Source organism: Burkholderia sp. AU15512, assembly GCF_002223325.1.
Classification (GTDB): Bacteria; Pseudomonadota; Gammaproteobacteria; order Burkholderiales; family Burkholderiaceae; genus Burkholderia.
Genome location: NZ_NKEX01000002.1, coordinates 150,340 through 171,737, shown reverse-complemented (window position 1 = coordinate 171,737; position 21,398 = coordinate 150,340). Strand labels below are relative to the sequence as shown.

Here is a 21,398-nt window from a genome sequence, read left to right as displayed (position 1 = left end):
AGTTGGCGGCTCCGGTGCCTCCGCACCCGCGCCGCCCGCCCTGCCAGGCCACCTCCGCCGCACGCTGCATCGGCTGACCCGGGCCGACGCTTGGCATTTGTCTGTCGATCCGGCCGGTATTGTTACCGACCAGTCACAAGTGTGTTGCGATCGTAGTGACCAATCGGTAACATGTCAAGCAATCCAATATGCAGTCGAGGGTCATCATGTCGGGCATCGAGATCGCCAAACCGCTGCCGCGCCGCACGCGCCGGCCGATCGACGGCGCCACCGCGCAGGAGCACCTGCTGCGCGCCGCCGAGGAGCTGTTTTACAAGGAAGGCGTTCGGACGGTGGGCGTCGAGGCGGTCGTGGAGCGCGCGGGCGTCAACAAGATGAGCCTGTATCGCCAGTTCTCGTCGAAGGACGAGCTGATCCTCGCGTACCTGGAGCGGATGGATGCGTGCTTCTTCGACCGCTTCAACACGAGCGTCGCGAAGCACCCGGGCCAGCCGAAAGCGCAGCTGATCCAGTATTTCGTCGATCTCGCCGAGCGCGCGACGCAGAAGGATTACCGCGGTTGCCCGTTCGTCAACGTCGCGGCCGAATTCCCGGATGCGTCGCACCCGGCGCGCGAGCGCGTCGCGCAGAACAAGGAACAGCTGATGAAGCGGCTCGTCGCGCTATGCGAAGACGCCGGCGCGCGGCAGCCGCAGGCGCTCGCCGACTCGCTCGCGCTGGTGATCGAAGGCATCTACGCGGCAAGCCAGACCTACCGGCACGGCGAAACGCCGATCGGCGTCGCGCCCGCACTCGTCACGCAGTTGATCGAGGCCGCCTGCGCGTGACGGCGCGCCCGCTACAATGCGGCCCTCGCCGCCCTTCCGCCCGACTGGTTTCACGATGACCGACACCCGCCCCGAATCGCACGACGACATCCTCGCCGCCACGCGGCACTGGCTCGCGCGCGCGGTGATCGGGCTCAATCTGTGCCCGTTCGCGAAAAGCGTCTATGTGAAGGAACAGGTGCGCTACGCGATCAGCGAGGCGACGACGCTGGAAGACGCGCTCGCCGAACTCGAAACGGAACTGCGCGCGCTCGACGCGGCGGACCCGCGGCAGGTCGACACGACGCTCGTGATCTTCCCGCATGCGTTCGCCGATTTCATCGACTACAACGATGCGCTGTTCTTTGCCGACCGACTGGTGCGGCAACTGCGGCTCGACGGCGTGCTGCAGATCGCGAGCTTCCATCCGGACTACCGGTTCGAGGGCAGCGAGCCCGACGACATCGAGAACTACACGAACCGCGCGCCGTACCCGATCCTGCACCTGCTGCGCGAGGACAGCATCGCACGCGCGGTCGACGCGTTCCCGGACGCGTCCGCGATCTACGAAAAGAATCAGGAAACGCTGCGGCGCCTCGGCCATGACGGCTGGCGCGAATGGATGCGCCGGCCGGGCGACGACGTCTGACGCGACGCGCCCGCCCACGCGCAGGTCAACCGGCGGCCGGTTCGACGACCTCGCCGCCCGCGGCCGCGGCCTCCGGCACGAAGAAGCGTGCGTTCAGCTCGGCCAGCCCGAACATCCCGAGGATCTCGTTCAACCGCTCGCCGGGCCGCCGGCGCGGCAGGTTCTTGTACTGCGCGATGATCAGCTCGTTCTTCATCGAATGCTCCCAGCCGACCAGCTCGGTCACGCTGACCTGGTAGCCGTGCGCTTCGAGCTGCAGGCAGCGCAGCACGTTGGTGATCTGGCTGCCGAATTCGCGCGTATGCAGCGGATGCCGCCACACTTCCGTCAGCGCGTTCGCGAGCGACTTGCCCTTGTTCTTGCGCAGCACGCCCGCGACTTCCGCCTGGCAGCACGGCACCAGCACGATGTGTTGCGCGCGCTTCGCGAGCGCGAAGCGGATCGCGTCGTCGGTCGCCGTGTCGCACGCGTGCAGCGCGGTGACGACGTCGACCGTTTCAGGCAGTTTCGGCGACGTGATCGAATCGGCGACCGACAGGTTCAGGAACGACATGCCGCCGAACCCGAGCCGCGCGGCAAGCTCGGCCGAGCGCGTGACGAGCTCCTCGCGGGTCTCGATCCCGTACACGTGCGACGCGAACGCCGGCGTGCCGTGCCCCGGCTGCTGCTTGAAGAACAGGTCGTACAGGATGAAGCCGAGATACGACTTGCCGGCGCCGTGATCGACGAGCGTCACGCTGCCACGCTCGGCCTGCACGCCGGCAAGCAGCGGCTCGATGAACTGGAACAGGTGATAGACCTGCTTCAGCTTGCGGCGGCTGTCCTGGTTCAGCTTCCCGTCGCGGGTGAGGATGTGCAGTTCCTTCAGCAGCTCGACGGACTGCTCCGGGCGGATTTCGTGGGTCTTGTTCGACATCGTGATGCGGCGCCGGGCCACGGTCGGTCGACCACGGCCCGGCGGCGGGAATTCGTGAGGAATGGCGACAGTTTACCGAAAATGCGCGGTCAGGCTCGTGCGCCGAGCCGCCAGAGCGACGTGACCTCGGCCTGGCGTGCCGCGTGCAGCGGATCGTCGGCGTCCATCGCCTTCGGGTGCGCGGGACGGATGTCGTCGCGGCCAAGCACGACGAGGCCGGCTTCGTCGATCCATTGCAGCAGCGTGTCGCGCGGCCGCAGGCCGAGATGCTCGGCGAAATCGGACAGGATCAGCCAGCCTTCGCCGCCCGGCTCGAGGTGCGCGGCGAGCCCCGCGAGGAAACCGCGCAGCATGCGGCTGTCCGGATCGTAGACCGCGTATTCGATCGGCGCGCTCGGCCGGGCCGGCACCCACGGCGGGTTGCAGACCACGAGCGGCGCACGGCCGGCCGGAAACAGATCCGCCTCGACGACTTCGACGCGATCCGCGTGACCCAGCCGCTCGACGTTCTCGCGCGCACAGGCGAGCGCGCGCGGATCCTGGTCGGTCGCGACGACACGCTCGACGCCGCGCGACGCCAGCACGGCCGCCAGCACGCCGGTGCCGGCGCCGATATCGAACGCGAGCGACGTCGCCGGCAGCGGCGCGCGCGCGACGAGTTCGACGTATTCGCCGCGCACCGGCGAGAACACGCCGTAGTGCGGGTGAATCGGCGCACCACCGAGCGCCGGGATCGGCACCCCTTTCTTGCGCCATTCGTGCGCGCCGACGAGGCCGAGCAGTTCGCGCAACGACACGACCGACGGCGCGCCGCCGGGCCCGTACGCCTCCTCGCATGCGGCACGCACGTCGGGCGCGCGGCGCAACGGAATCGTGTAGTCGGCATCGAGCGGGATCAGCAGCATGCCGAGCGTGCGGGCGCGCTGCGACTGCGCGAGACGATGCAGGTTGAACGCGTCGACGCCAGCCGCGGCTTTCGCCTTCTTCGGCTTGCGCTCGACACGGCGCGCCATCGCCTGCACGAGCTGGCGCGCATTCTGGAAATCGCCCTGCCAGACGAGCGCGGTGCCCTCGCAGGCGAGACGGTAGGCCGCGTCGGCGGTGAGGCGGTCGTCGGCAGGCACCGCGCGCTTGGGCGGTTGCACGCCGGCTTCGGAGCGCCAGCGCACGGCATGATCGGCGCCGTCGGCGTCGGTCCAGTGGAAAACGGGGAAATCGGTCACGCGAACTCGGTTACGGTTGGCTTCAACGGGCGGCGCGACGGTATGGCGGGCGCCGCGCGGCTCACACCATACCGCGCTTTGCCCGCGCGGCAAAGCGCGGGGGCCGGCCCTTGCCGCGCGCCGCCGGTTTCGCCGGGTTCAGCCGCCCCACCCCGGCATCGCCGGCAGGCGCAACGTGCCGGCATCGTTGAAGTGCACGGTGCCGAGCACGCCGCCCGCGAGCCGGCCGCGCAACGCATACGGCAGCTCGCCGTTCGCGGCCGCGCCGGGCAGGTTCCACGCCTGCCGCGCGGCGGCGAAGGCCGACACGGAAACCGGCACGTCGAGCACGGCCTCGCCGAAGCGCGGCACGGTGCCCGAGCGATCGCTGACGCCGCTCGCGAACGGCGTGCCGTTCAGGTCGAGCGCGACCGAAATGCCGTCGTAGTCGATCGGCGCGTCGTTCGGGTTCTGCACACGCAGCTTCAGGCTGAAACGCATCTCGAGGCCTTGCCCGACGAGCGGGTCGAGCCCGGCGACCGTCACGCGCACCGGGTCGCGCGTCAGCCCCGCGCAGCCGCCGAGCAGGAGCACGGCGGCGAACAGCAGCAGCACGGCGCGCAGCGGCGCGATACGGAACAGGGTGCGTGGCATGGGAGAACCTCCTCGCGGCAATCGGTGAGCTTGTCGTCGCTGCATTGTACCGAGCACGCCCCGGTACGCCGGGTTTCGTAGTTTTCGCAGCCACGCGAGATCGTTAATAGATTAAAACTACGAAAATAACATCCGGACGGAAAGCGCATTAATGCTTCCCAGCATTCAATGAAGCACGGCGAATTCAATAGATGCAATTTCTAAATTTTTCGTTTCCTTTACCTAAAACCATCAAGTATATTTACGCATCCTTCGAGCAAGCCGACAAACCTTGAAGCCGCATGACGGTGATTTTACGGAACGGCGACACGCCTTCCTGCCATCCTGCGACGAGGCCCGGCCAGCCCCGTAGGTCGTCTGTTCAAAGGGGAAAGCACGCCCGCCCAGGGCGTGCGGCTCCGTGTCGTGCGCGCGAAATCAATTCAGTACAACACGCGCCGGCCATTTTGAACCGGCAAGTTAACCGACATCCGGAAATCCAGAGGGGGCAGTAAACCATGATTACCTTCACGTAGTCGGCCGCCGTCTTTTCGAATAATCCGTCATTGGCATTTTCATCGCTGTTGATTAACGGCGAGGGGATTGTCTTTGCCGGCGTTTTCGCAGCACTGAACGATTCTTTCAACAATCGAGGTTTCAGTCATGTCGATCAACATTCGCAAGATGCGTTATCTGCCGATCGTCGCCGCGCTCGCGCTAGCCGGGTGCGGCGGCGACGACGGCGGCGTGGGCTCGGCGTCCGCGCTCAGCTCCGCCGGCGCGCCGCACTCGGGCTCGTCGCCCACCGTCACCGCGCCGCCGAGCGCATCCAATGTCGACAAGAGCGTCTCGCCTGTCGAGTTGCCGGACACGGTGGTACCCGTGAACTACCGGCTGTGGTTCCGCCCGAACGACGCGCTGAACGCGTTCGACGGCCGTGCCGACGTCGAGATCAAGGTGCTGAAGCCGGTCAACAACATCGTGATCGCCGGCCACCGGATCAAGTTCACGAACGGCCGCATCACGCTGCAGCCGGGCAACATCCAGCTGATCGCGACGCCGCAGGACAAGGGCGACTTCTACCAGCTGCGCCCCGTGAGCGGCACGATCTCGCCGGGCAACTATTCGCTGCACATGGAGTGGTCGGGCATCATCAACTTCAAGTCGTATGACGATCCGGTCGCAAAGACCGGCGGCAGCTGCGGCGACGATCCGTATCCGGGCTGCTCGGCCGCGGAAGGCATCTTCCGCGTCGACCTGAAGGGCACCGACGGCAAGACGAGCGGTGCGATCCTCACGCAAGGCGAAACCAACCTGTCGCGCCAGTGGTTCCCCGGCTGGGACGAGCCGGCATTCCGCCCGACCTACGAAGTGACGGCCGAAGTGCCGCAAAGCTGGCGGGTCGTGTCGAACGCGGCCGAGAAGCCGGCGACCAACGTCGGCGGCGGCTACAAGCTCGTGCAGTTCGAGAAGACCCCGCCGATGCCGTCGTACCTGCTGTTCTTCGGCGGCGGCCTGTTCGACACCTACGAGGACGACTTCTCGAGCCCGCTGCCGGGCGGCAAGGGCGGCCTGCACCTGCGCGTGTTCACGCCGCCGGGCATGAGCGACTGGGCGAAGCCGGCGATGGACCGCACCAAGCAGGCGCTCGACTTCTACTACCGCTACACGGGCATCGCGCTGCCGCTGACGAAGTTCGACACGGTGGCCGCGAACGACGCGTTCAAGGAGCAGAAGGACCTGAACTTCGGCGGGATGGAGAACTGGGGATCGATCCTCGAGTTCGCCGACGACATCCTGCCGCAGCCGGGCCAGCCGATGTCGCACTACGGCAACGAGGTGCTGACGCACGAAGTCGCGCACCAGTGGTTCGGCGATCTGGTCACGACCGACTGGTGGGACAACGTGTGGCTCAACGAGTCGTTCGCGACGTTCTTCGAGACGAAGACGACGATCCAGTTCTTCCCCAACGAGTTCAGCTGGCTCGACCAGGTGAAGAACAAGTACCGCGTGATCAATCGTGACATCGGCCCGAACGCGTTCCCGGTCGCACCGAACTTCAACGGCTGGGCGTCGAACGACTTCGTGCTGAGCGCCAGCGCGTTCACGTACGACAAGGGCGGCCACGTGCTGAAGACGCTCGAGAACTATCTCGGCGAACAGACGCTGCGCAAGGGTCTGCAGCAGTACCTGGTCGACTACTCGTTCGGCAACGGTACGCCGAAGCGTCTGTGGGATGCGCTGTCGAAGGAAAGCGGCCAGGCGATCGGCGCGATCGGCGACAGCTACGTCCGCCAGACCGGCGTGCCGCTGATCTCGCTCGACACGCAGTGCGACCTGACGAAGAACCAGACGGTCATCACGCTGAAACAGCAGCCGTTCCCGAACAAGAACGCGTATCCGGGCCTGCAATGGACGGTGCCGATCACGCTCGCGTACGGCCAGGGTCTCGCGAAACGCACGACGCTCGCGCTGAAGGACACGCAGACGCAAACGCGCGTCGACGGCTGCGCGGGCGTGGTCGCCGACCCGAGCGGGCTCGACTACTACGTCGTGAACTACAGCGACGCGGCCTGGAGCGGGCTGCTCACGCAGGTCAACGGCTCGACCGATCCGGTCCTGCTCGCGAACCTGAAGAGCGAGGCCGCACTGCTCGTCGCGAACAACCTCGCACCGGCCTCGCGCTCGACGTCGATCGGCTCGGTCGCTTCGCCGGCCGCGATGAAGCTGCGCCAGACGCCGACCTTCGGCGGCCTCGAGCCGGTGACGAAGGAACGCCCGGCACTGCACTACCAGGGCATCTTCAAGCCGCGCAAGGTAGTGACGCAGTAACGGTGCGCCTCCGGCCGGCGCCGCGCAGTTTGCGGCTGCCGGCCGGCGTGCCGGTTTCTCCGACCTTTGACGGGCCTCGCTTGCGAGGCCCTTTTTTCTTTCGGCACGGGCGCTCGGCCGCCGTCATGCCCACGCGGCGTCCCATGCCGGCTGCGCGAACCACGTCGCGAGAAACGCAACGAGCCGCGACGCGCGCGCGGTGCCTCGCGCCTGCTGGCGCAATACGTGGATCGTCGCCGGCTCGGGCGCGGCCGCGAACTCCGGCAGCACCGCGCGCAAGCGTCCGTCGCGCAGAGCATCGCCCGCGAGCCAGGTCGGCAGGTGCGCGAGGCCGAGCCCGTCGATCGCGGCTTCGAGCAACGCTTCCGAATGATTGCTGCGAAACCGCGGCTGCGCCGGCACGTGGCGGCGCTCGCCGAAGCGCCATGCGCCCGGCGGCGGCGCGCCGTGCCAGGCGAGGCAGTCGTGACCGGCGAGCGCGTCGGGCGACTCGGGCTCGCCGCGCCGCGCGAGATACGCCGCGCTCGCGCACAGCACGCGCCGCTGCGGCGCGAGCACGGTCGCGACGAAGCGCGTGTCCTCGAGCGGGCCGATGCGCACCGCGAGGTCGACGTCGGAGCCGAGCCGCGCGCCTTGCAGGTCGATCATGCTGTCGGTCAGCACCAGGTCGACCTGCAGCGCCGGATGACGCTGCATGAAGGCAGCCAGCGCGGCCATCAGGTGCCGGCGGCCGAACGGCGCCGGACAGTCGACGCGCAGCAGCCCGCTCGGCTCGTCGTGCTGGCTGTGCAGGTCTTCCTGCAGGCCGCGCAGCTCGGCCAGCATCCGCGTCGCGCGCCCGTACAGCAACTGCCCGGCCTCGGTCGGCCGCAGCGCATGCGTGGTGCGATGCAGGAGGCGGATGCCGAGCTGCGTCTCGAGCCGGTCGATGCGCCGCGTGACCGACGACGCGGCGACACCCAGCCGGCGCGCGGCCGCCGAGAAGCTCTGCTGGTCGACCACGTCGACGAACAGCGCCAGATGCGGGGAAAGAAAGTCGTCCATTCGGTGCCTTCGGGGTTGGCTATGCGTTTAACGCAAAGCAATCATCCGCCTTTGCGCGTTTCCACGTCAAACCGGGCCGACTAGACTGCATGCATCCTTTCCACTCGCTGCACGCACCGCCCCATCGGGCCGCGCGACAGCCATCCGCCACGGAGATCATCATGCGCAGTATCCGCTTCGACGCCCCCGCCGCCGACATCGAGTCGCTCGACGCGCGCGTCCGGGAAATCGACCCGCCCGTCCCGGCCGACGGCCAGATGCTGATCGAGGTGCGCGCGGCCGGCGTGAACCCGAGCGACGTGAAGGCCGCGCTCGGCCGCATGCCGCACGCGGTGTGGCCGCGCACGCCCGGGCGCGACTGGGCCGGCATCGTGCGCAGCGGCCCGGACGGCTGGATCGGCGCGCCGGTGTGGGGCTCGGGCGGCGATCTCGGCGTGCATCGCGACGGCTCGCACGCGGAATGGCTCGTGCTCGACGCGGCCCTGGTGCGCCGCAAGCCCGCCGTGCTGACGCTCGACGAAGCGGCCGGCGTCGGCGTGCCGTTCGTCACCGCGTACGAAGGCTTGCGCCGCGCCGGCATGCCGACGGCCGGCGACGTCGTGCTCGTGTTCGGTGCGAACGGGAAGGTCGGCCAGGCGGCGATCCAGCTCGCGAGCGCGCACGGCGCGACCGTGATCGGCGTCGAGCGCAGCGCCGGCGGCTATCGCGGCCACGCATCGAGCGACGTGCACATGATCGACGCGTCGAAAGAACCAGTGGCCGACGCGGTACGCGCGGCAACCGGCGGCCACGGCGCGGACATCGTCTACAACACGGTGGGCAGCCCGTACTTCGAAGCGGCGAACGCATCGATGGCGATCGGCGCGCGGCAGATCTTCATCTCGACGATCGACCGCAGCGTGCCGTTCGACATCTTCGCGTTCTATCGCGGCCAGCACACGTTCGTGGGCGTCGATTCACTGCAGCTCGGCGGCGCCACGGTCGCGCAGATCCTCGACACGCTCGCGCCCGGCTTCGGCAACGGCACGCTGCGCCCGTTCCCGATCGGCGACGACTACGTATACCCGCTCGAGCACGCACACGACGCGTATCGCGCGGTGCTGGCCGGTGCGCGCGAGCGCGTCATCCTCAAGCCCTGACGCCGGACCACACGGGAGACTGCCATGATGGATTACGTGACTTCGCTCGCGGTGGGCCTCGGCGTCGGCGTGGTGTACGCGCTGCTGCACGTGCGCTCGCCCGCCCCGCCGCTCGTCGCGCTCGTGGGCCTGCTCGGGATGGTGATCGGCGAACGCGCGATCGCGCTGCTGCGCTGACGTGTCGATGCGGCGCCGGTGGCGCTAGCGGTCGTTGCGCCGGCGGAACGCCCACCACGCGGCGAGCGCCGTGAAACCCGCGACGAGCAGCACCATCAGCCAGAAGCCGTGCTTGTTCTCCGAGAACGGCACGCCGCCGACGTTCATCCCGAAGAAGCCGGCGACGATGTTGATCGGCAGCGCGATCACGGTCACGAGCGTCAGCGTGAACAGCGTCCGGTTGTTCTGCTCGTCGAGACGCGAACCGATCTCTTCCTGCAACAGCTTGATCCGCTCGTTGAGCCCGGCCAGATCGGCCAGCACCAGCGAGAACTCTTCGGTGGATTCGCGCAGCTCCTGCACGTCTTCCAGATGCAGCCACGCGGGCGGCTTCGCGAGCAGCCGGAAGATCGACCCGGGCTCGGGCGCGAGCATGCGCTGCAGGCGCGTCAGCGTGCGGCGCATCGCGCCGAGCTCGATGCGGCTCGACGTGAGCCGCTGCGACAGGAAGCGATCCTCGATGCGGTCGACGTCGACGCTCGTGCGCCGCATGATCTGGATCAGCAGGTCGGCCTGGTCGCGCAGCAGGTGCACGAGCAGTTCCGCGGGCGACCTGAACTGCTCGCCGTCGCGCACGCATGCGCGCAGCGTGTCGACCGAGCGCAGCGGCTTGAGCCGCGCGGTGACCATGATGCGCCGCTCGACGTGGACGAACAGCGTCGCGATCTCCGACGGCGTCAGTTCGAGGTTGAACATCACGTCGTTGACGATCGCGCGCAGCGCGCTGTCTTCCTGCTCGATGCGCGTCGAGCGCGAGCCTTCGTGGAGGAATTCGAAGAAGCTGTCGGGCAGCCCGAGATGCGTGCGCATCCAGCGCTCGCTCGCGCCGTGCGCGAGATTGAAGTGCAGCCAGACGAAATCGTCCGACGCGGCATCGTGCTCGCGGCACGTGCGCAGCCACCCGGCCGCCGCGTCCGCATCGAGCGTCGCGCCGGAGCCGCCGGGAACGAAGCGGAATCCGCACACCATGCCGGACGTATCGGCGCCGTAAGTCTGAACGATCAGGTCCATCGTGTCGAAGGTCGTGCGGCGCGCCGCGCAAAGCGGATCTCGCGCCCGCGCCGGAAAAGGAAAGGAGACGTATGCCCGACGGGCATGACGCGCCGGTGACAGCGTCACGCCGCATCATACCGCCCGGTTCCGCGGCCCCCAAAAGCAACGCGCCGCCCAACGGGCGGCGCAGGTGCGGCGAGTCGACACGCGCGGGACGCGTTACTGCCGCGTCTCCGACTGCGCGGCGCTCGGGCACGCGGGGTCCTTGCCCCAGTGGCCATCGCAGACGCGCCAGCGGCACAGTTGATCCTCGAAGAAACCGCGCTCCGAACACTCCTTCACGCGCGACGCCAGCGAGCCGGTCGTCGCGGCCGTCTTGGTCGGCACGGCCTGCGCCTTCTGCGCGGCGAGCTTCTTGTCGGCCGGCTTCGTGCGCGCGACGAGCGCCGCGAGCAGGTCCGCATCCGGATCGTCCTTGCCGGCAGCCTTCGCGGTACGGGCCGGCGTCGCGTCGCGATGCTTCTTCGCCTGCGCGAGCTCGGCCTGCTGTTCCTTGTGACGCTTGCGGGCCTCGGCTTTCGTGTCGGCCTTCGTATCGGTCTTGCCGTGCGCGGCGACTTTCGCGCCCTTCGCGGCGTCGGCCTTGGCGGTTTTGGTCGTCGCGGCGGCGGCGGCGGCGGCCGCACCGGCCGTGGCCGCACCCGACGCGTCGTCGGCGCCGTTGGCGAGCGCACGCGACAGGCGGCTGTTGTCCGCGGCGGGCGCGGACGATGCGGATGCAACGGTTCGGGAAGCCGCGTCGTCGTTGACGATCGTGGCGGGCTGCGCGGCGGATGCGGCGGACGCGGCATTCTGCGCGACCTGCACGGCGGCATCGCTGGCCGCCGCGGCCTTCGCCGGCGCGGCTGCCGGCGCAGCCTCGGCCGTGACGGCGGGGGCCTGCCCGCCCGCATGCTGCATGCGCCATGCGCCCCAGCCACCGACGGCGACCACCAGGGCCACGACGGCGGCGATCGGCGCCTTCAGCGAACGGCGCGGCGGCTCGGCCGGCGGCGTGACACGTCCTTCCAGATTCGCGAGAATGCGCGACTGCTGAGCTCCGTCGCCTGCCGGTTTGGTATCGGACAGCAGGCTGGGCGGAGATTTCGAATTTGAATTTTCCGGCGCACTCATTCAGCGTCTCATTGAATCCTGGTTTAATTCACCGCGATAATATAGCCCGGCCTCTCGAAGCAGCCTGATTCTAAGAGCAAGCATTGCAAAACACAATCAATTCCAATTTCCGGGGATTTCTTTGATTGCCGTCGCACTCGTCGCCTATTTCGCCCTTGCCGTCGCGGTCGCGGCACTGTTGCTTTTACCGGGTATCCGCGCGACCGTATTCGAATCCGTCGCCCAGTTTCACGGCCGTCTAACGCGCCGCGCGAACGATCGCGCCTCGCGTACGCGAAGTCAGATTGTTAAATCGGCAAGCGCTACGCGCGGTGCTTTAAACGACGTGCAAAATTTACTGATTCGCCGGCGCTTGATGATTATGGTATCGGCAGGTATTCTTGCGACGCCGCCATTGGTCGCCATTGCGTTACGCGGCCGGCAATTGTTCCAGTACGACGACACGGCGCGCGTGCCCGACGAGAAGATCGCCGCGCTGCTGCAGGGCGAACAGCTCGTGCCGCCCCCGCCGCTGCCGCCGGAAGTCTTCGCCACCAAGGAAGTCGAACAGGTACGCCCGGCGCTGAAGGATGCGAGCCGCGACTGGAACCTGCTGGACCCGGATTTCCGTACGCGTTTGCTGCTGGTCTACAAGATCATGCACGAACAATATGGTTATGAAATGGCGTTGCTGGAAGGTTACCGGAGCCCGGAACGGCAGAACCGGCTGGCGCAGATGGGCACCAACGTGACCAATGCGGCCGCCTTCCAGAGTTATCACCAATTCGGGCTGGCGGCCGACAATGCATTCCTGCGTGACGGCAAGCTGGTCATCTCCGAGAAAGATCCGTGGGCGATGCGCGGCTACCAGTTGTATGGCCAGGTCGCCGAACAGGTTGGCCTGACCTGGGGGGGCCGCTGGAAAATGATGGATCTCGGGCACGTGGAATACCATAAACCCGGTTTTAAACTGGGACGCGGCAGCTAGCCAGGGCTGCCGGACAGGAAATAATGAGGGCGGCATGGGGCTTTTTAATATCCCGGCAGGAAACGATATGGGCGGCGCAAAAAATCATGCATTCCGGTGCGCGATTTTTTCCGGCCGCCGCTTCCGTTTTAAATCTCACAGCGTCCTTTCGTTAATGCGCGCGCCTTCTCCGATGCCGCGGGCGCATTGATGCCAGCCCCCTTCATCCCGTTTGACAGCATGGCGACACATCGCGGCGCCACCCTTGCCGCTCGGCGCGCCTGCGTCGCCTCATCGAATCGCACCGGAACCTGAACGTCCTATGCAACGCATCCTCAACGTGCTGACTCATCCGCGTACGCTCTCGATCGTCGGGATCGTCGCGCTAGCGGCCATCCTCTTCATCGTCGCCGACATGCTGCAGCTGCCGCTCCTGTGGGCGGCGATCGCCTTCGCGGCGATCCTCGCGCTGTGGCTCGTCGTCGCGCTGTGGCGCCGCTGGCGCGTGAAGCGCGCGAACCAGCAGCTCGGCCAGGTGCTGGAAGAGCAGGCGGAAACCGGCAAGATCGCCGCGCCCGCCGCCGCCGCGCTCGCCCCCGACGCGAAGACGGCCGACCTCGACGTGCTGCGCACGCGCCTGTCGGATGCGGTGAAGACGATCAAGACGTCGAAGATCGGCCAGGTGTCGGGCGGCTCCGCGCTGTACGAACTGCCGTGGTACATCGTGATCGGCAACCCGGCCGCGGGCAAGAGCAGCGCCGTGCTCAATTCCGGCCTGCAGTTCCCGTTCGCGGACAAGAACAGCGCCGTGATCCACGGCATCGGCGGTACGCGTAACTGCGACTGGTTCTTCACGACCGAGGGGATCCTGCTCGATACGGCCGGCCGCTATTCGGTGCACGAAGAAGACCGCAGCGAGTGGCTCGGCTTCCTCGGCCTGCTCAAGCGCTACCGCCCGAAGGCGCCGATCAACGGCATCATCGTCACCGCGAGCATCGCCGAACTCACCGGCAACCGCCCCGAATTCGCGATCAACCTCGCGAAAAACCTCCGCCAGCGCGTTCAGGAGCTGACGGAGAAGCTCGAAGTGTTCGCGCCGGTCTACGTGATGTTCACGAAGGCCGACCTGATCACCGGCTTCACCGAATTCTTCAGCAGCAGCGACAAGCACGAGTACGACCGCGTGTGGGGCGCCACCCTGCCCTACGAACCCGACGACAAGCGTGACGTCGTCGCGCAGTTCGACACGCACTTCGAGGAACTCTACGAAGGGCTGAAGGAGATCAGCGTCGCGCAGCTGTCGCTGTCGCGCGGCAACCAGCTGTCGCCGGGCCAGCTGAGCTTCCCGCTCGAATTCTCGACGATCAAGCCGTCGCTGCGCGCGTTCCTCGCGACGCTGTTCGAGAACAACCCGTTCCAGTACAAGCCGATCTTCCGCGGCTTCTACTTCACCAGCGCGCTGCAGGAAGGCGAAACCAACAGCGCGGCCGCGCAGCGCATCGCGCATCGCTTCGGCCTCGACGGCGCCGCGCTGCCGAAGCCGCACAGCGCGTTCTCGAAGAACGGCTTCTTCCTGCGCGACCTGTTCTCGAAGGTGATCTTCGCGGACCGCCAGACGGTGCGGCAGTTCGCGAGCCCGACCAAGACGCGGCTGCGCTACGCGACCTTCTTCGGCTTCGTCGCGGCGCTCGCGCTCGCGCTGGGCGGCTGGACCTGGTCGACGATCGGCAACCAGCAGCTCGTCGCGAACGTGCAGGCCGACCTCGACAACGTCACGCGCCTGCAGCAGGGCCGCAACGACCTGCAGTCGCGCCTGCAGGCGATGGACATCCTCGAGGACCGGATCGAGCAACTCGAGCAGTTCCGCCGCGACAAGCCGATTTCGGTGTCGCTCGGCCTGTACCAGGGCGACCGTCTCGAGCAGCACCTGCTGACCGAGTACTACAACGGCGTGCGGCAGATCCTGCTGGCCCCGGTGTCGCAGAACCTCGCGTCGTTCATGAAGGACGTGAACGCGCACCCCGAACAGCTCGTGCCGATGACGCGCCCGCCCGAATCGGGCGCCGTGCAGGGCGGCACGATGCCGGTCTCGACGAACGCGGCGGGCGCCGCGCCGCAGGCCGGTGCCGCACTGGCCGCGTCTGGCGCCGCGCCGGCCGCAGCGCAGCAGCCGGCCGCACCGCAGGGCGGCCTCTACAGCGATGCGTCGCCGACCAACGTGCAGGACGCATACAACGCGCTCAAGACGTACCTGATGCTGTCCGACAAGCGTCACGTCGAGCAGGCGCACCTGACCGACCAGCTCGCCCGCTTCTGGCGCGGCTGGCTCGAGACGAATCGCGGCAACATGCCGCGTGACGAGATGATCAAGAGCGCGGAACGCATGATCTCGTTCTACCTGGCCCGCGTGAACGACGACAACTGGCCGATGATCGACGCGAACCTCGCGCTCGTCGACCAGACCCGCGAGAACCTGCGCCACGTCGTGCGCGGGATGCCGGCCCGCCAGCGCGTCTATGAGGAAATCAAGGCACGCGCGTCGACCCGCTTCGCGCCGATGACCATCGCGCGCATCGTCGGCGACGGCAACCAGGGGCTCGTGGCCGGCAGCTACGCGATTCCGGGCACGTTCACGCGCGAAGCGTGGTTCGACTACGTGCAGCCGGCGATCCGCGACGCGGCGACCAAGGAACTGCAGGCGAAGGACTGGGTGCTGAACACGTCGACGCAGGACGACCTGACGCTCGAGGGCAGCCCCGAGCAGATCCAGAAGACGCTGGTCGGCATGTACAAGACCGAGTACGCGCAGCACTGGCAGAAGTTCATGCAGGGCATCGCGGTGCAGGGCTTCAGCAGCTTCGGCCAGGCCGTCGACGGGATGAACCGCCTCGGCGACCCGCAGGATTCGCCGATCCGCAAGATCCTCGAGACCGCGTACGACCAGACCTCGTGGGACAACCCGTCGCTCGCGAACGTGACGATCAAGAAGGCACAGACGGGCGTCGTGAACTGGGTCAAGCAACTGTTCTCGCGCTCGCCGGCCGGCCAGGTGGCGGCCGCCAACATCGACATCAACGGCAATCCGGCCGAGGTGCCGATGGGTCCGATCGGCCAGGAGTTCATCGGGCTCGCGCGGATCGTCGCGTTGCATGACGGCACGTCGATGCTCAAGGGCTACATGGAATCGCTGTCGAAGGTCCGCACGCGCTTCAACGTGATCAAGAACCAGGGCGACCCGGGCCCGGGCGCACGCCAGCTGATGCAGCAGACGCTCGACGGCAACGGTTCGGAACTCGCCGATTCGCTAAAGCTCGTCGACGAGCAGATGCTGACGGGCCTCACCGATTCGCAACGCAAGTCGCTGCGTCCGCTGCTGGTGCGGCCGCTGATGCAGGCGTTCGCGGTCGTGATCCAGCCGGCCAGCGCCGAAGTCAACAAGGTGTGGAACGCGCAGGTCTACCAGCCGTTCCAGAACTCGCTCGCGACGAAGTACCCGTTCGCGGCGAGCGCGAAGGTCGAGGCCGGCGCCGGTGAAATCGCGCAGGTGTTCGGTCCGGACGGTTCGATCGCGAAGTTCGTCGGCACGACGCTCGGGCCGCTCGCGGTGCGCCGCGGCGACACCCTCGCCGCCCGCACGTGGGGCGACATGGGCATCGGCCTCACGCCGGACTTCACGAACGGCTTCGCACGCTGGGTCGCGCCGCTCGCCGGCGGTGCGGCCGGCAGCGCCGCCGCGTCGTCCGAGCCGCAGACCGTGTTCCAGATCCTGCCACAGCCGAGCACGGGCACGACGGAATACACGATCGCGATCGACGGCCAGCAGCTGCGCTACCGCAACACGCCGCCGCAGTGGACCAACTTCGTGTGGCCGAACCCGCAGGGCTCGCCGGGCGCGACGCTGTCCGCGACGACCTTCGACGGCCGCACGGTGCAGCTCGTCAACGAGCCGGGCCGCTACGGTCTCGAGAAACTGATCAACTCGGCGCAGCGCAAACGCCGTCCGGACGGCACCTTCGACCTGACGTGGGCGCAAGGCAGCGTGAACGTGTCGGTGACGATGCGCATCATCAGCACGTCGCAACCGTCCGGCGGCGGCGGTGACCAGCCGCAGCAGCAGAGCCTGCGTGGCCTGCAGCTGCCGTCGTCGGTCGCCGACGCGAGCGCGGGCGCCGCGCAGAACGCAACCCAGACCGCCGGCACGGGCACGCCGGCCGCAGCGCCGGCCGTCGCGGCCGCCAACGCAACGCATGCCCAGGGGGCGCAATGACGCAAACCGTACAGGCGCAGATCGCCTACTTCGGCAAGATTCCGTCGCGCGGCGACTTCGTGAAGAGCCCGCACAACCCGCAGTTGCTGCAGACGCTCGACCGCTGGATCGCGCAGGCGCTCGAGCTGCTCGCGGAAGATCCGCGCTGGAAGCTCGTCTACGAGGATGCGAAGCCGATGCATTTCGCGTTCCTCGGCTCGCGCAGCAAGCTCGCGATCGCGGGCCACATGGTCGCGAGCCACGACGTGTCGATGCGCCGCTTCCCGTTCCTCGGCGCGACCGCGCTCGAGGTCGACCGGCCGCTCGCGTTCCTCGCGCGCAGCCCGCTCGCGTTCGCGCGGCTGTGGTCGCGCGTCGCCACGCAGATCCCGCCGCTGCTCGGCAAGGACGAGCCGCCCGGCGCGCTGCAGGCGCTCGGCGACACGCAGGTGCCGATCGACATCGGCGGCCCCGGCACGTCGCATGACGGCACCTTCAACGATTTCGTCGAGCACCAGACGCTGCACGGCCTCCAGGAGATGCTGCTGGAAAGCGGTCATCCGGTGCGGCTGCGCGGCGCGATGCTCGCGCTCGGCTCGCTGCTACGGCCAGTGATGCAGAGCGGCTCGTCGCACATCGAGCGCGGCCTCACGCTGCCGCTGCCGGTCGATCCGTTCTACCGCAGCCTCGTCGCCGCGTTCTGGCTCGAACTGATCGCACCGTTCGTCGCGCAGGCCGACTTCGAGCTCGCGATCTTCATCGGCACGATCGCCGAGCGCGAACGGCTCATCATCGGCTTCAACGGCGCGTCGGCGAAGACGCTGCTGAGCGTCGTCGACCCGCAGACCTACGCCGCCCACAACATCGACATCGACGATCCCGAGTGGATCGACGCCCATGCGCAAAACGATCACCAGATCAGCAAGCTCGTCAGCTACCTCGACCAACCGCAACTCTCGCTGCGTGTCGCCATCGACGCGTTCCGCGAAGCGTTCATCGGAGGCTGACGGGATGCATTGCACGATTCATGCCCGGCGCACGCGCTTTTCGGCCGCGCGCTCGCCCGCCGTCGCCGCCCTCCTCGCTGCCGGGCTCTTCGCCAGCGGCGCGGCCCTCGCGCAGAACACCGGCGCGACCGTCACACCGGTCGGCAACGGCACGGTCGCGACCACCGCGCTGTCCGCGAACCCCGGCGCCGCGCCGGGGACGGCGTCCGGCGCCGTCGTGCACGGCACGGCCGGCACCGCGAACACCGTCACGCCGCCGCCCGCGACCGCGACGCCCGGCCAGGTGGTCGTCGGCGGCAAGGTGCCCGACGAGGCGACCAAGGCCGCCGTGCTGCAGAAGCTGCGCGATACCTACGGCGCGACGAACGTCGTCGACCAGATCGAGGTGGGGGACGTCGCAACACCGCCGAACTGGAGCGCGAACGTGCAGAAGCTGCTCGGCACGCAGCTCAAGCAGATCAGCAAGGGGCAGCTGAAGATCAACGGCACGCAGATCGAGATGAAGGGCGAGGTGCACAACGAGGCACAACGCCAGCAGCTCGCGAGCGACATGGCGAACACGCTGAACCCGACGTATACGATCAAGAACGGGCTGCGCGTGTCGGCGTCCGAACAGGGCGTGCTCGACCAGACGCTTGCCAACCGGACGATCGAGTTCGAGACGGGCAGCGCGACGCTCACGCCGCAGGGCAAGCTGATCCTCGACCAGATGGCGGCGGCACTTGCGAAGATGCCGAACCGCACGGTCGACATCATCGGCCACACCGACAACTCGGGGAACCGCACGTCGAACATCGCGCTGAGCCAGGCGCGCGCGGATTCGGTGAAGGGCTACCTGATCACGAAGAGCATTCCGCCGCAGCAGATGACGACGACGGGCGTCGGGCCGGATCAGCCGATCGCGCCGAACGATACGGCGGATGGGCGGGCACGGAATCGGCGGATCGAGTTTCGGGTGGGGCAGTAGGCGGAGGGCGTTGCCGCCTCGCGGGGCGGTGTTCGCATCGCTTCGTTGGATGCGGGTCGCGCGGGGCTGTCGGCATGCAGGCCCTCTAAACCCTCGCTGGCGGCTGTCGAATCGTGACCGGCCGCCAGCCTCGCTGTTTCAATCGTCCATCAACGTGACCGGCTTCCCGTGAACGCGCTCCAGCCGACGGGGTGTGACAATCATCAACAGGATGCCCTTGACGGCAAGGCCCGCGAAGAACAGCGAGCACGGGGTCAGCAACACCGTCGAAAACAACAACAAATCCGCTGACGCCGGCAAAGGTGCCCGTATCCTCACAGCCAGGAACACGGCCGGCGCGGCGAACAGGACGAGCCCCTGAGCGATCCGGGCAATCGGGCCGCGATGGTTCGACAACGTGCTCAACTGCTGCATTGCCGACGGGCTGTACTGAATCTCGCTGCCTGCGTCTCTGAAGGCCTGCACGATGAACTCGGGCTTCCCGAGAACGGCGGATACCTGGCGGGCCGTCACGACCACCCAGAGAAGGGTTCCCGTCACGGCCACTGCGATGCATACGGCGCGAAGCGTCGACGGCATCGGCGCGGATGACACATAAAACATCCACGAGATACCCGCGATCCACACGTAGATCGACGCGTTTGCGAGAACCGCAGCCACGCCGTATAGCCACAGGCGCCCGCGCCCGTCGTCGACTCGCCATGCAGCGGCCTGGCCGATGCTGGTGGCCAGCGCCACACCAGCGGCGATCTTCCACGGCAGCGAATCGTCGAGAAACAGCGGCGATCCGATCATAACCGCACATCCGATCAGGAATGCGCCGGCGAGCAGATTCGCTTTGAAGATTGCGAGATATCGATCGTGGATGGTGCAGGTTCCGTCGTTTCCATTGGCGGTATTGAGTCAAATGCCGTCACGTATTTTCAGGCTGTGGCGGTGCCACGGGAATCTGAGCGTTGCGAAGCGGACGCTGCTGCATGCGGGGCGATATGTGGCCGGTACGACCAGCAACGAATTACAGGTCATTGCGCGAGGATGATTCTCTTGCCGGTTCGCCGCTCAAGCTTCAACGGCAAATACACACGAAAGAATAGCTGCCGCACATAAAAATTCCCGACAAGTGACAGCGTCATTGGAAACGCAAGAAGCGAAAAAACGATACACAACACGTGGGGACCGATGTTCTCGTCAAAAACATGATTCACATTCCCCCCTAACGCAGCTGCGAGCGGCGTCAAATACGCAACCACCGACAACACCCCCGGTTTCAATGGATTTCTTGCTGTCAAACCATCGATATACCCACCACAAGAATGACGCAGGACCAGGTTTTTTCCATTGTCGTGATAAATCGTCTGCACGACTGACTCTATCTTTGCCGCACGACGAAAGTCCGAAAGAACCAAGAAGGCATGACGCGCGATAAGCGCGAAACAAGCCGCTATTACCGAAACCTTCAATACGAGCGGAATCGGGATGGACAGCAAATAAAACAGCCAGAGCAATGCAATCATCAAAAACGGGAACAGCATCAGCATTGAGACAATGCCTTCCACCCAGAGCCTACGTGGCCGTCGGTTCATCACATAGTGCAAAATCATTACAGTCGACACGAAGAGCTGAACGGCCAGCACTAACTTCCACAACGAGGCCGCGACCACCCCAAATTGTGAAAACACGAAATACCCGCCGGCCACGAGCGAACTCACCACCAGCTCAAGAACCGCCAATTTTCCGTGAAAATCTATCGGTGAAGCATCATCAAGGTCAATTGTCATTATTTACGGTTCAAAAAGCTGGCAACCCTCGGTTTCAGATGATCGACGCTCATGATCCAAGAATGACCTTCTTCCCGGTTTTTCGCTCTAGCTTGATAGCGATATAAATATGAAAATAAGCAAATCTCACAAAGAATTTCATCATGAGCCAGCAAGTGATAGGAAGCCCTATCGCCGACAAGATAATAAACATCCCATGCGGCCCACCATTCCCTTCAAAAAGCCGGGCTGACAACATAGAATATCCGATAAGAATCGGACCGACCACCGAGACCAGCCAATATGGGACTGCGATCGATTTTCCCGGCCCGTCCAGCTTTCCAATAACAGAATCAGACTCGTCTGGATACACAATACGATCACTTTCGTTCTTGAAAAGCCGCTCAAGCAATCCAAGCCGATCATTTTCCCGAGCAAAAGCAGCCCATGAGAGCCAGGCCCAAGTTGCCGTCACCGCCAAGCACATCAAAAGTGCAATCGAGCGAATTGCAACTGACATCGGCGCAAAACAAAAATAAAACAACCAGTACGAACCGAGCAGCATCCATGTCGGGATAAATCCGACACACACTGCAACCCCCTCCCAAATCAGCCGCCTCGATTGCCGATTCAGAAAATAATGCACATACAAAAACAGGGGACACCCGATCTCCAGCACCAAGGCAATGACCCAGGGTAGCCTAGACGACCAAAAGCCGTTGAATGCATGCCAATATATGATTATAGGGATGATTCCAATTACCAATCCGATTTTGGCGGCCAACGGATGATCATCAATCCGGGTTCTGTTGCCTTTCCTCTTATCGCCTGAGCCGCGCATCACATCAGGTTTCATGGCGTCACTCCGAGGA

17 protein-coding genes and 1 pseudogene are annotated in these 21,398 nt (G+C 66.1%); 9 read left to right on the top strand and 9 right to left on the bottom strand.

What is annotated here, in order from left to right:
* Positions 1-206 precede the first annotated feature (206 nt).
* Complete coding sequence (locus CFB43_RS02270; RefSeq protein ID WP_069247011.1) at positions 207-827, top strand: TetR/AcrR family transcriptional regulator; 621 nt, start codon at positions 207-209, stop codon at positions 825-827.
* 55 nt (positions 828-882) lie between these two features.
* Complete coding sequence (locus tag CFB43_RS02265; protein WP_089494006.1) at positions 883-1,455, top strand: DUF1415 domain-containing protein; 573 nt, start codon at positions 883-885, stop codon at positions 1,453-1,455.
* A 25-nt stretch (positions 1,456-1,480) separates the two neighbouring features.
* On the opposite strand, the gene CFB43_RS02260 is transcribed toward CFB43_RS02265, so the two are convergent.
* The 3 genes from CFB43_RS02260 to CFB43_RS02250 all read right to left on the bottom strand — a co-directional run bounded on the left by CFB43_RS02260 (position 1,481) and on the right by CFB43_RS02250 (position 4,227).
* Complete coding sequence (locus CFB43_RS02260; protein WP_089424408.1) at positions 1,481-2,371, bottom strand: class I SAM-dependent methyltransferase; 891 nt, start codon at positions 2,369-2,371, stop codon at positions 1,481-1,483.
* Positions 2,372-2,460: 89 nt separating this feature from the next.
* Positions 2,461-3,594, bottom strand: coding sequence for a methyltransferase (locus CFB43_RS02255; RefSeq protein ID WP_089494005.1), 1,134 nt, complete (start codon positions 3,592-3,594; stop codon positions 2,461-2,463).
* A gap of 138 nt (positions 3,595-3,732) precedes the next feature.
* Positions 3,733-4,227, bottom strand: coding sequence for an LEA type 2 family protein (locus CFB43_RS02250; RefSeq protein WP_089494004.1), 495 nt, complete (start codon positions 4,225-4,227; stop codon positions 3,733-3,735).
* Positions 4,228-4,869: 642 nt separating this feature from the next.
* Here CFB43_RS02250 and CFB43_RS02240 point away from each other — a divergent pair.
* Positions 4,870-7,038 carry a M1 family metallopeptidase gene (locus CFB43_RS02240; RefSeq protein WP_089494003.1) on the top strand — a complete coding sequence of 723 codons (2,169 nt, stop codon included), beginning with the start codon at positions 4,870-4,872 and terminating at the stop codon, positions 7,036-7,038.
* A gap of 123 nt (positions 7,039-7,161) precedes the next feature.
* On the opposite strand, the gene CFB43_RS02235 is transcribed toward CFB43_RS02240, so the two are convergent.
* Positions 7,162-8,082: a LysR family transcriptional regulator gene (locus CFB43_RS02235; RefSeq protein ID WP_089494002.1), complete on the bottom strand. Its 921-nt coding sequence runs from the start codon at positions 8,080-8,082 to the stop codon at positions 7,162-7,164.
* 161 nt (positions 8,083-8,243) lie between these two features.
* Between CFB43_RS02235 and CFB43_RS02230 the strand changes: the two genes are divergently transcribed.
* The gene (locus tag CFB43_RS02230; protein WP_089494001.1) at positions 8,244-9,221 is read left to right on the top strand and encodes a quinone oxidoreductase family protein; all 978 of its coding nucleotides are present in this window, start codon (positions 8,244-8,246) and stop codon (positions 9,219-9,221) included.
* Positions 9,222-9,248: 27 nt separating this feature from the next.
* Positions 9,249-9,395: pseudogene (locus CFB43_RS02225) on the top strand (DUF1427 family protein); the annotation flags it as partial.
* A gap of 27 nt (positions 9,396-9,422) precedes the next feature.
* On the opposite strand, the gene CFB43_RS02220 reads toward CFB43_RS02225, so the two are convergent.
* Positions 9,423-10,448 carry a transporter gene (locus CFB43_RS02220; RefSeq protein ID WP_089494000.1) on the bottom strand — a complete coding sequence of 342 codons (1,026 nt, stop codon included), beginning with the start codon at positions 10,446-10,448 and terminating at the stop codon, positions 9,423-9,425.
* 201 nt (positions 10,449-10,649) lie between these two features.
* Complete coding sequence (locus CFB43_RS02215; protein WP_089455494.1) at positions 10,650-11,603, bottom strand: phage tail protein; 954 nt, start codon at positions 11,601-11,603, stop codon at positions 10,650-10,652.
* A gap of 121 nt (positions 11,604-11,724) precedes the next feature.
* Between CFB43_RS02215 and CFB43_RS02210 the strand changes: the two genes are divergently transcribed.
* The 4 genes from CFB43_RS02210 to CFB43_RS02195 all read left to right on the top strand — a co-directional run bounded on the left by CFB43_RS02210 (position 11,725) and on the right by CFB43_RS02195 (position 18,769).
* A complete protein-coding gene (locus CFB43_RS02210) occupies positions 11,725-12,570 on the top strand; it encodes a M15 family metallopeptidase (RefSeq protein ID WP_089493999.1) in 846 nt (281 codons plus the stop codon).
* Between the two features lie 301 nt (positions 12,571-12,871).
* Positions 12,872-16,816, top strand: coding sequence for a type VI secretion system membrane subunit TssM (tssM, locus tag CFB43_RS02205; RefSeq protein ID WP_089493998.1), 3,945 nt, complete (start codon positions 12,872-12,874; stop codon positions 16,814-16,816).
* Positions 16,813-17,802 (top strand): type VI secretion system-associated protein TagF, encoded by a 990-nt coding sequence (gene tagF / locus CFB43_RS02200; protein WP_069246999.1) that lies wholly within the window; start codon positions 16,813-16,815, stop codon positions 17,800-17,802. Before tssM ends, tagF begins: the two co-directional genes overlap by 4 nt.
* Before the next feature lie 4 nt (positions 17,803-17,806).
* Positions 17,807-18,769 carry an OmpA family protein gene (locus CFB43_RS02195; protein WP_179254786.1) on the top strand — a complete coding sequence of 321 codons (963 nt, stop codon included), beginning with the start codon at positions 17,807-17,809 and terminating at the stop codon, positions 18,767-18,769.
* A 138-nt stretch (positions 18,770-18,907) separates the two neighbouring features.
* Here the strand turns inward: CFB43_RS02195 and CFB43_RS02190 are convergent, their stop codons facing one another.
* From CFB43_RS02190 to CFB43_RS02180, 3 genes are all read right to left on the bottom strand, one after another.
* Positions 18,908-19,564 (bottom strand): hypothetical protein, encoded by a 657-nt coding sequence (locus tag CFB43_RS02190; RefSeq protein WP_089493997.1) that lies wholly within the window; start codon positions 19,562-19,564, stop codon positions 18,908-18,910.
* 227 nt (positions 19,565-19,791) lie between these two features.
* Complete coding sequence (locus CFB43_RS02185) at positions 19,792-20,547, bottom strand: hypothetical protein (protein WP_144023032.1); 756 nt, start codon at positions 20,545-20,547, stop codon at positions 19,792-19,794.
* A gap of 49 nt (positions 20,548-20,596) precedes the next feature.
* The gene (locus tag CFB43_RS02180; protein ID WP_089493995.1) at positions 20,597-21,382 is read right to left on the bottom strand and encodes a hypothetical protein; all 786 of its coding nucleotides are present in this window, start codon (positions 21,380-21,382) and stop codon (positions 20,597-20,599) included.
* Between the last annotated feature and the right edge of the window lie 16 nt (positions 21,383-21,398).

Excerpts from the sequence above, each read along its gene's own strand:
- CFB43_RS02260 (WP_089424408.1), bottom strand. The coding sequence starts at position 2,371 with ATGTCGAACAAGACCCACGAAATCCGCCCGGAGCAGTCCGTCGAGCTG.
- CFB43_RS02265 (WP_089494006.1), top strand. The coding sequence starts at position 883 with ATGACCGACACCCGCCCCGAATCGCACGACGACATCCTCGCCGCCACG.
- CFB43_RS02250 (WP_089494004.1), bottom strand. The coding sequence starts at position 4,227 with ATGCCACGCACCCTGTTCCGTATCGCGCCGCTGCGCGCCGTGCTGCTG.
- CFB43_RS02220 (WP_089494000.1), bottom strand. The coding sequence starts at position 10,448 with ATGGACCTGATCGTTCAGACTTACGGCGCCGATACGTCCGGCATGGTG.
- CFB43_RS02240 (WP_089494003.1), top strand. The coding sequence starts at position 4,870 with ATGTCGATCAACATTCGCAAGATGCGTTATCTGCCGATCGTCGCCGCG.
- CFB43_RS02230 (WP_089494001.1), top strand. The coding sequence starts at position 8,244 with ATGCGCAGTATCCGCTTCGACGCCCCCGCCGCCGACATCGAGTCGCTC.
- tagF (WP_069246999.1), top strand. The coding sequence starts at position 16,813 with ATGACGCAAACCGTACAGGCGCAGATCGCCTACTTCGGCAAGATTCCG.
- CFB43_RS02235 (WP_089494002.1), bottom strand. The coding sequence starts at position 8,082 with ATGGACGACTTTCTTTCCCCGCATCTGGCGCTGTTCGTCGACGTGGTC.
- CFB43_RS02190 (WP_089493997.1), bottom strand. The coding sequence starts at position 19,564 with ATGATCGGATCGCCGCTGTTTCTCGACGATTCGCTGCCGTGGAAGATC.
- CFB43_RS02180 (WP_089493995.1), bottom strand. The coding sequence starts at position 21,382 with ATGAAACCTGATGTGATGCGCGGCTCAGGCGATAAGAGGAAAGGCAAC.
- CFB43_RS02270 (WP_069247011.1), top strand. The coding sequence starts at position 207 with ATGTCGGGCATCGAGATCGCCAAACCGCTGCCGCGCCGCACGCGCCGG.
- CFB43_RS02215 (WP_089455494.1), bottom strand. The coding sequence starts at position 11,603 with ATGAGTGCGCCGGAAAATTCAAATTCGAAATCTCCGCCCAGCCTGCTG.
- CFB43_RS02195 (WP_179254786.1), top strand. The coding sequence starts at position 17,807 with ATGCATTGCACGATTCATGCCCGGCGCACGCGCTTTTCGGCCGCGCGC.
- CFB43_RS02185 (WP_144023032.1), bottom strand. The coding sequence starts at position 20,547 with ATGACAATTGACCTTGATGATGCTTCACCGATAGATTTTCACGGAAAA.
- tssM (WP_089493998.1), top strand. The coding sequence starts at position 12,872 with ATGCAACGCATCCTCAACGTGCTGACTCATCCGCGTACGCTCTCGATC.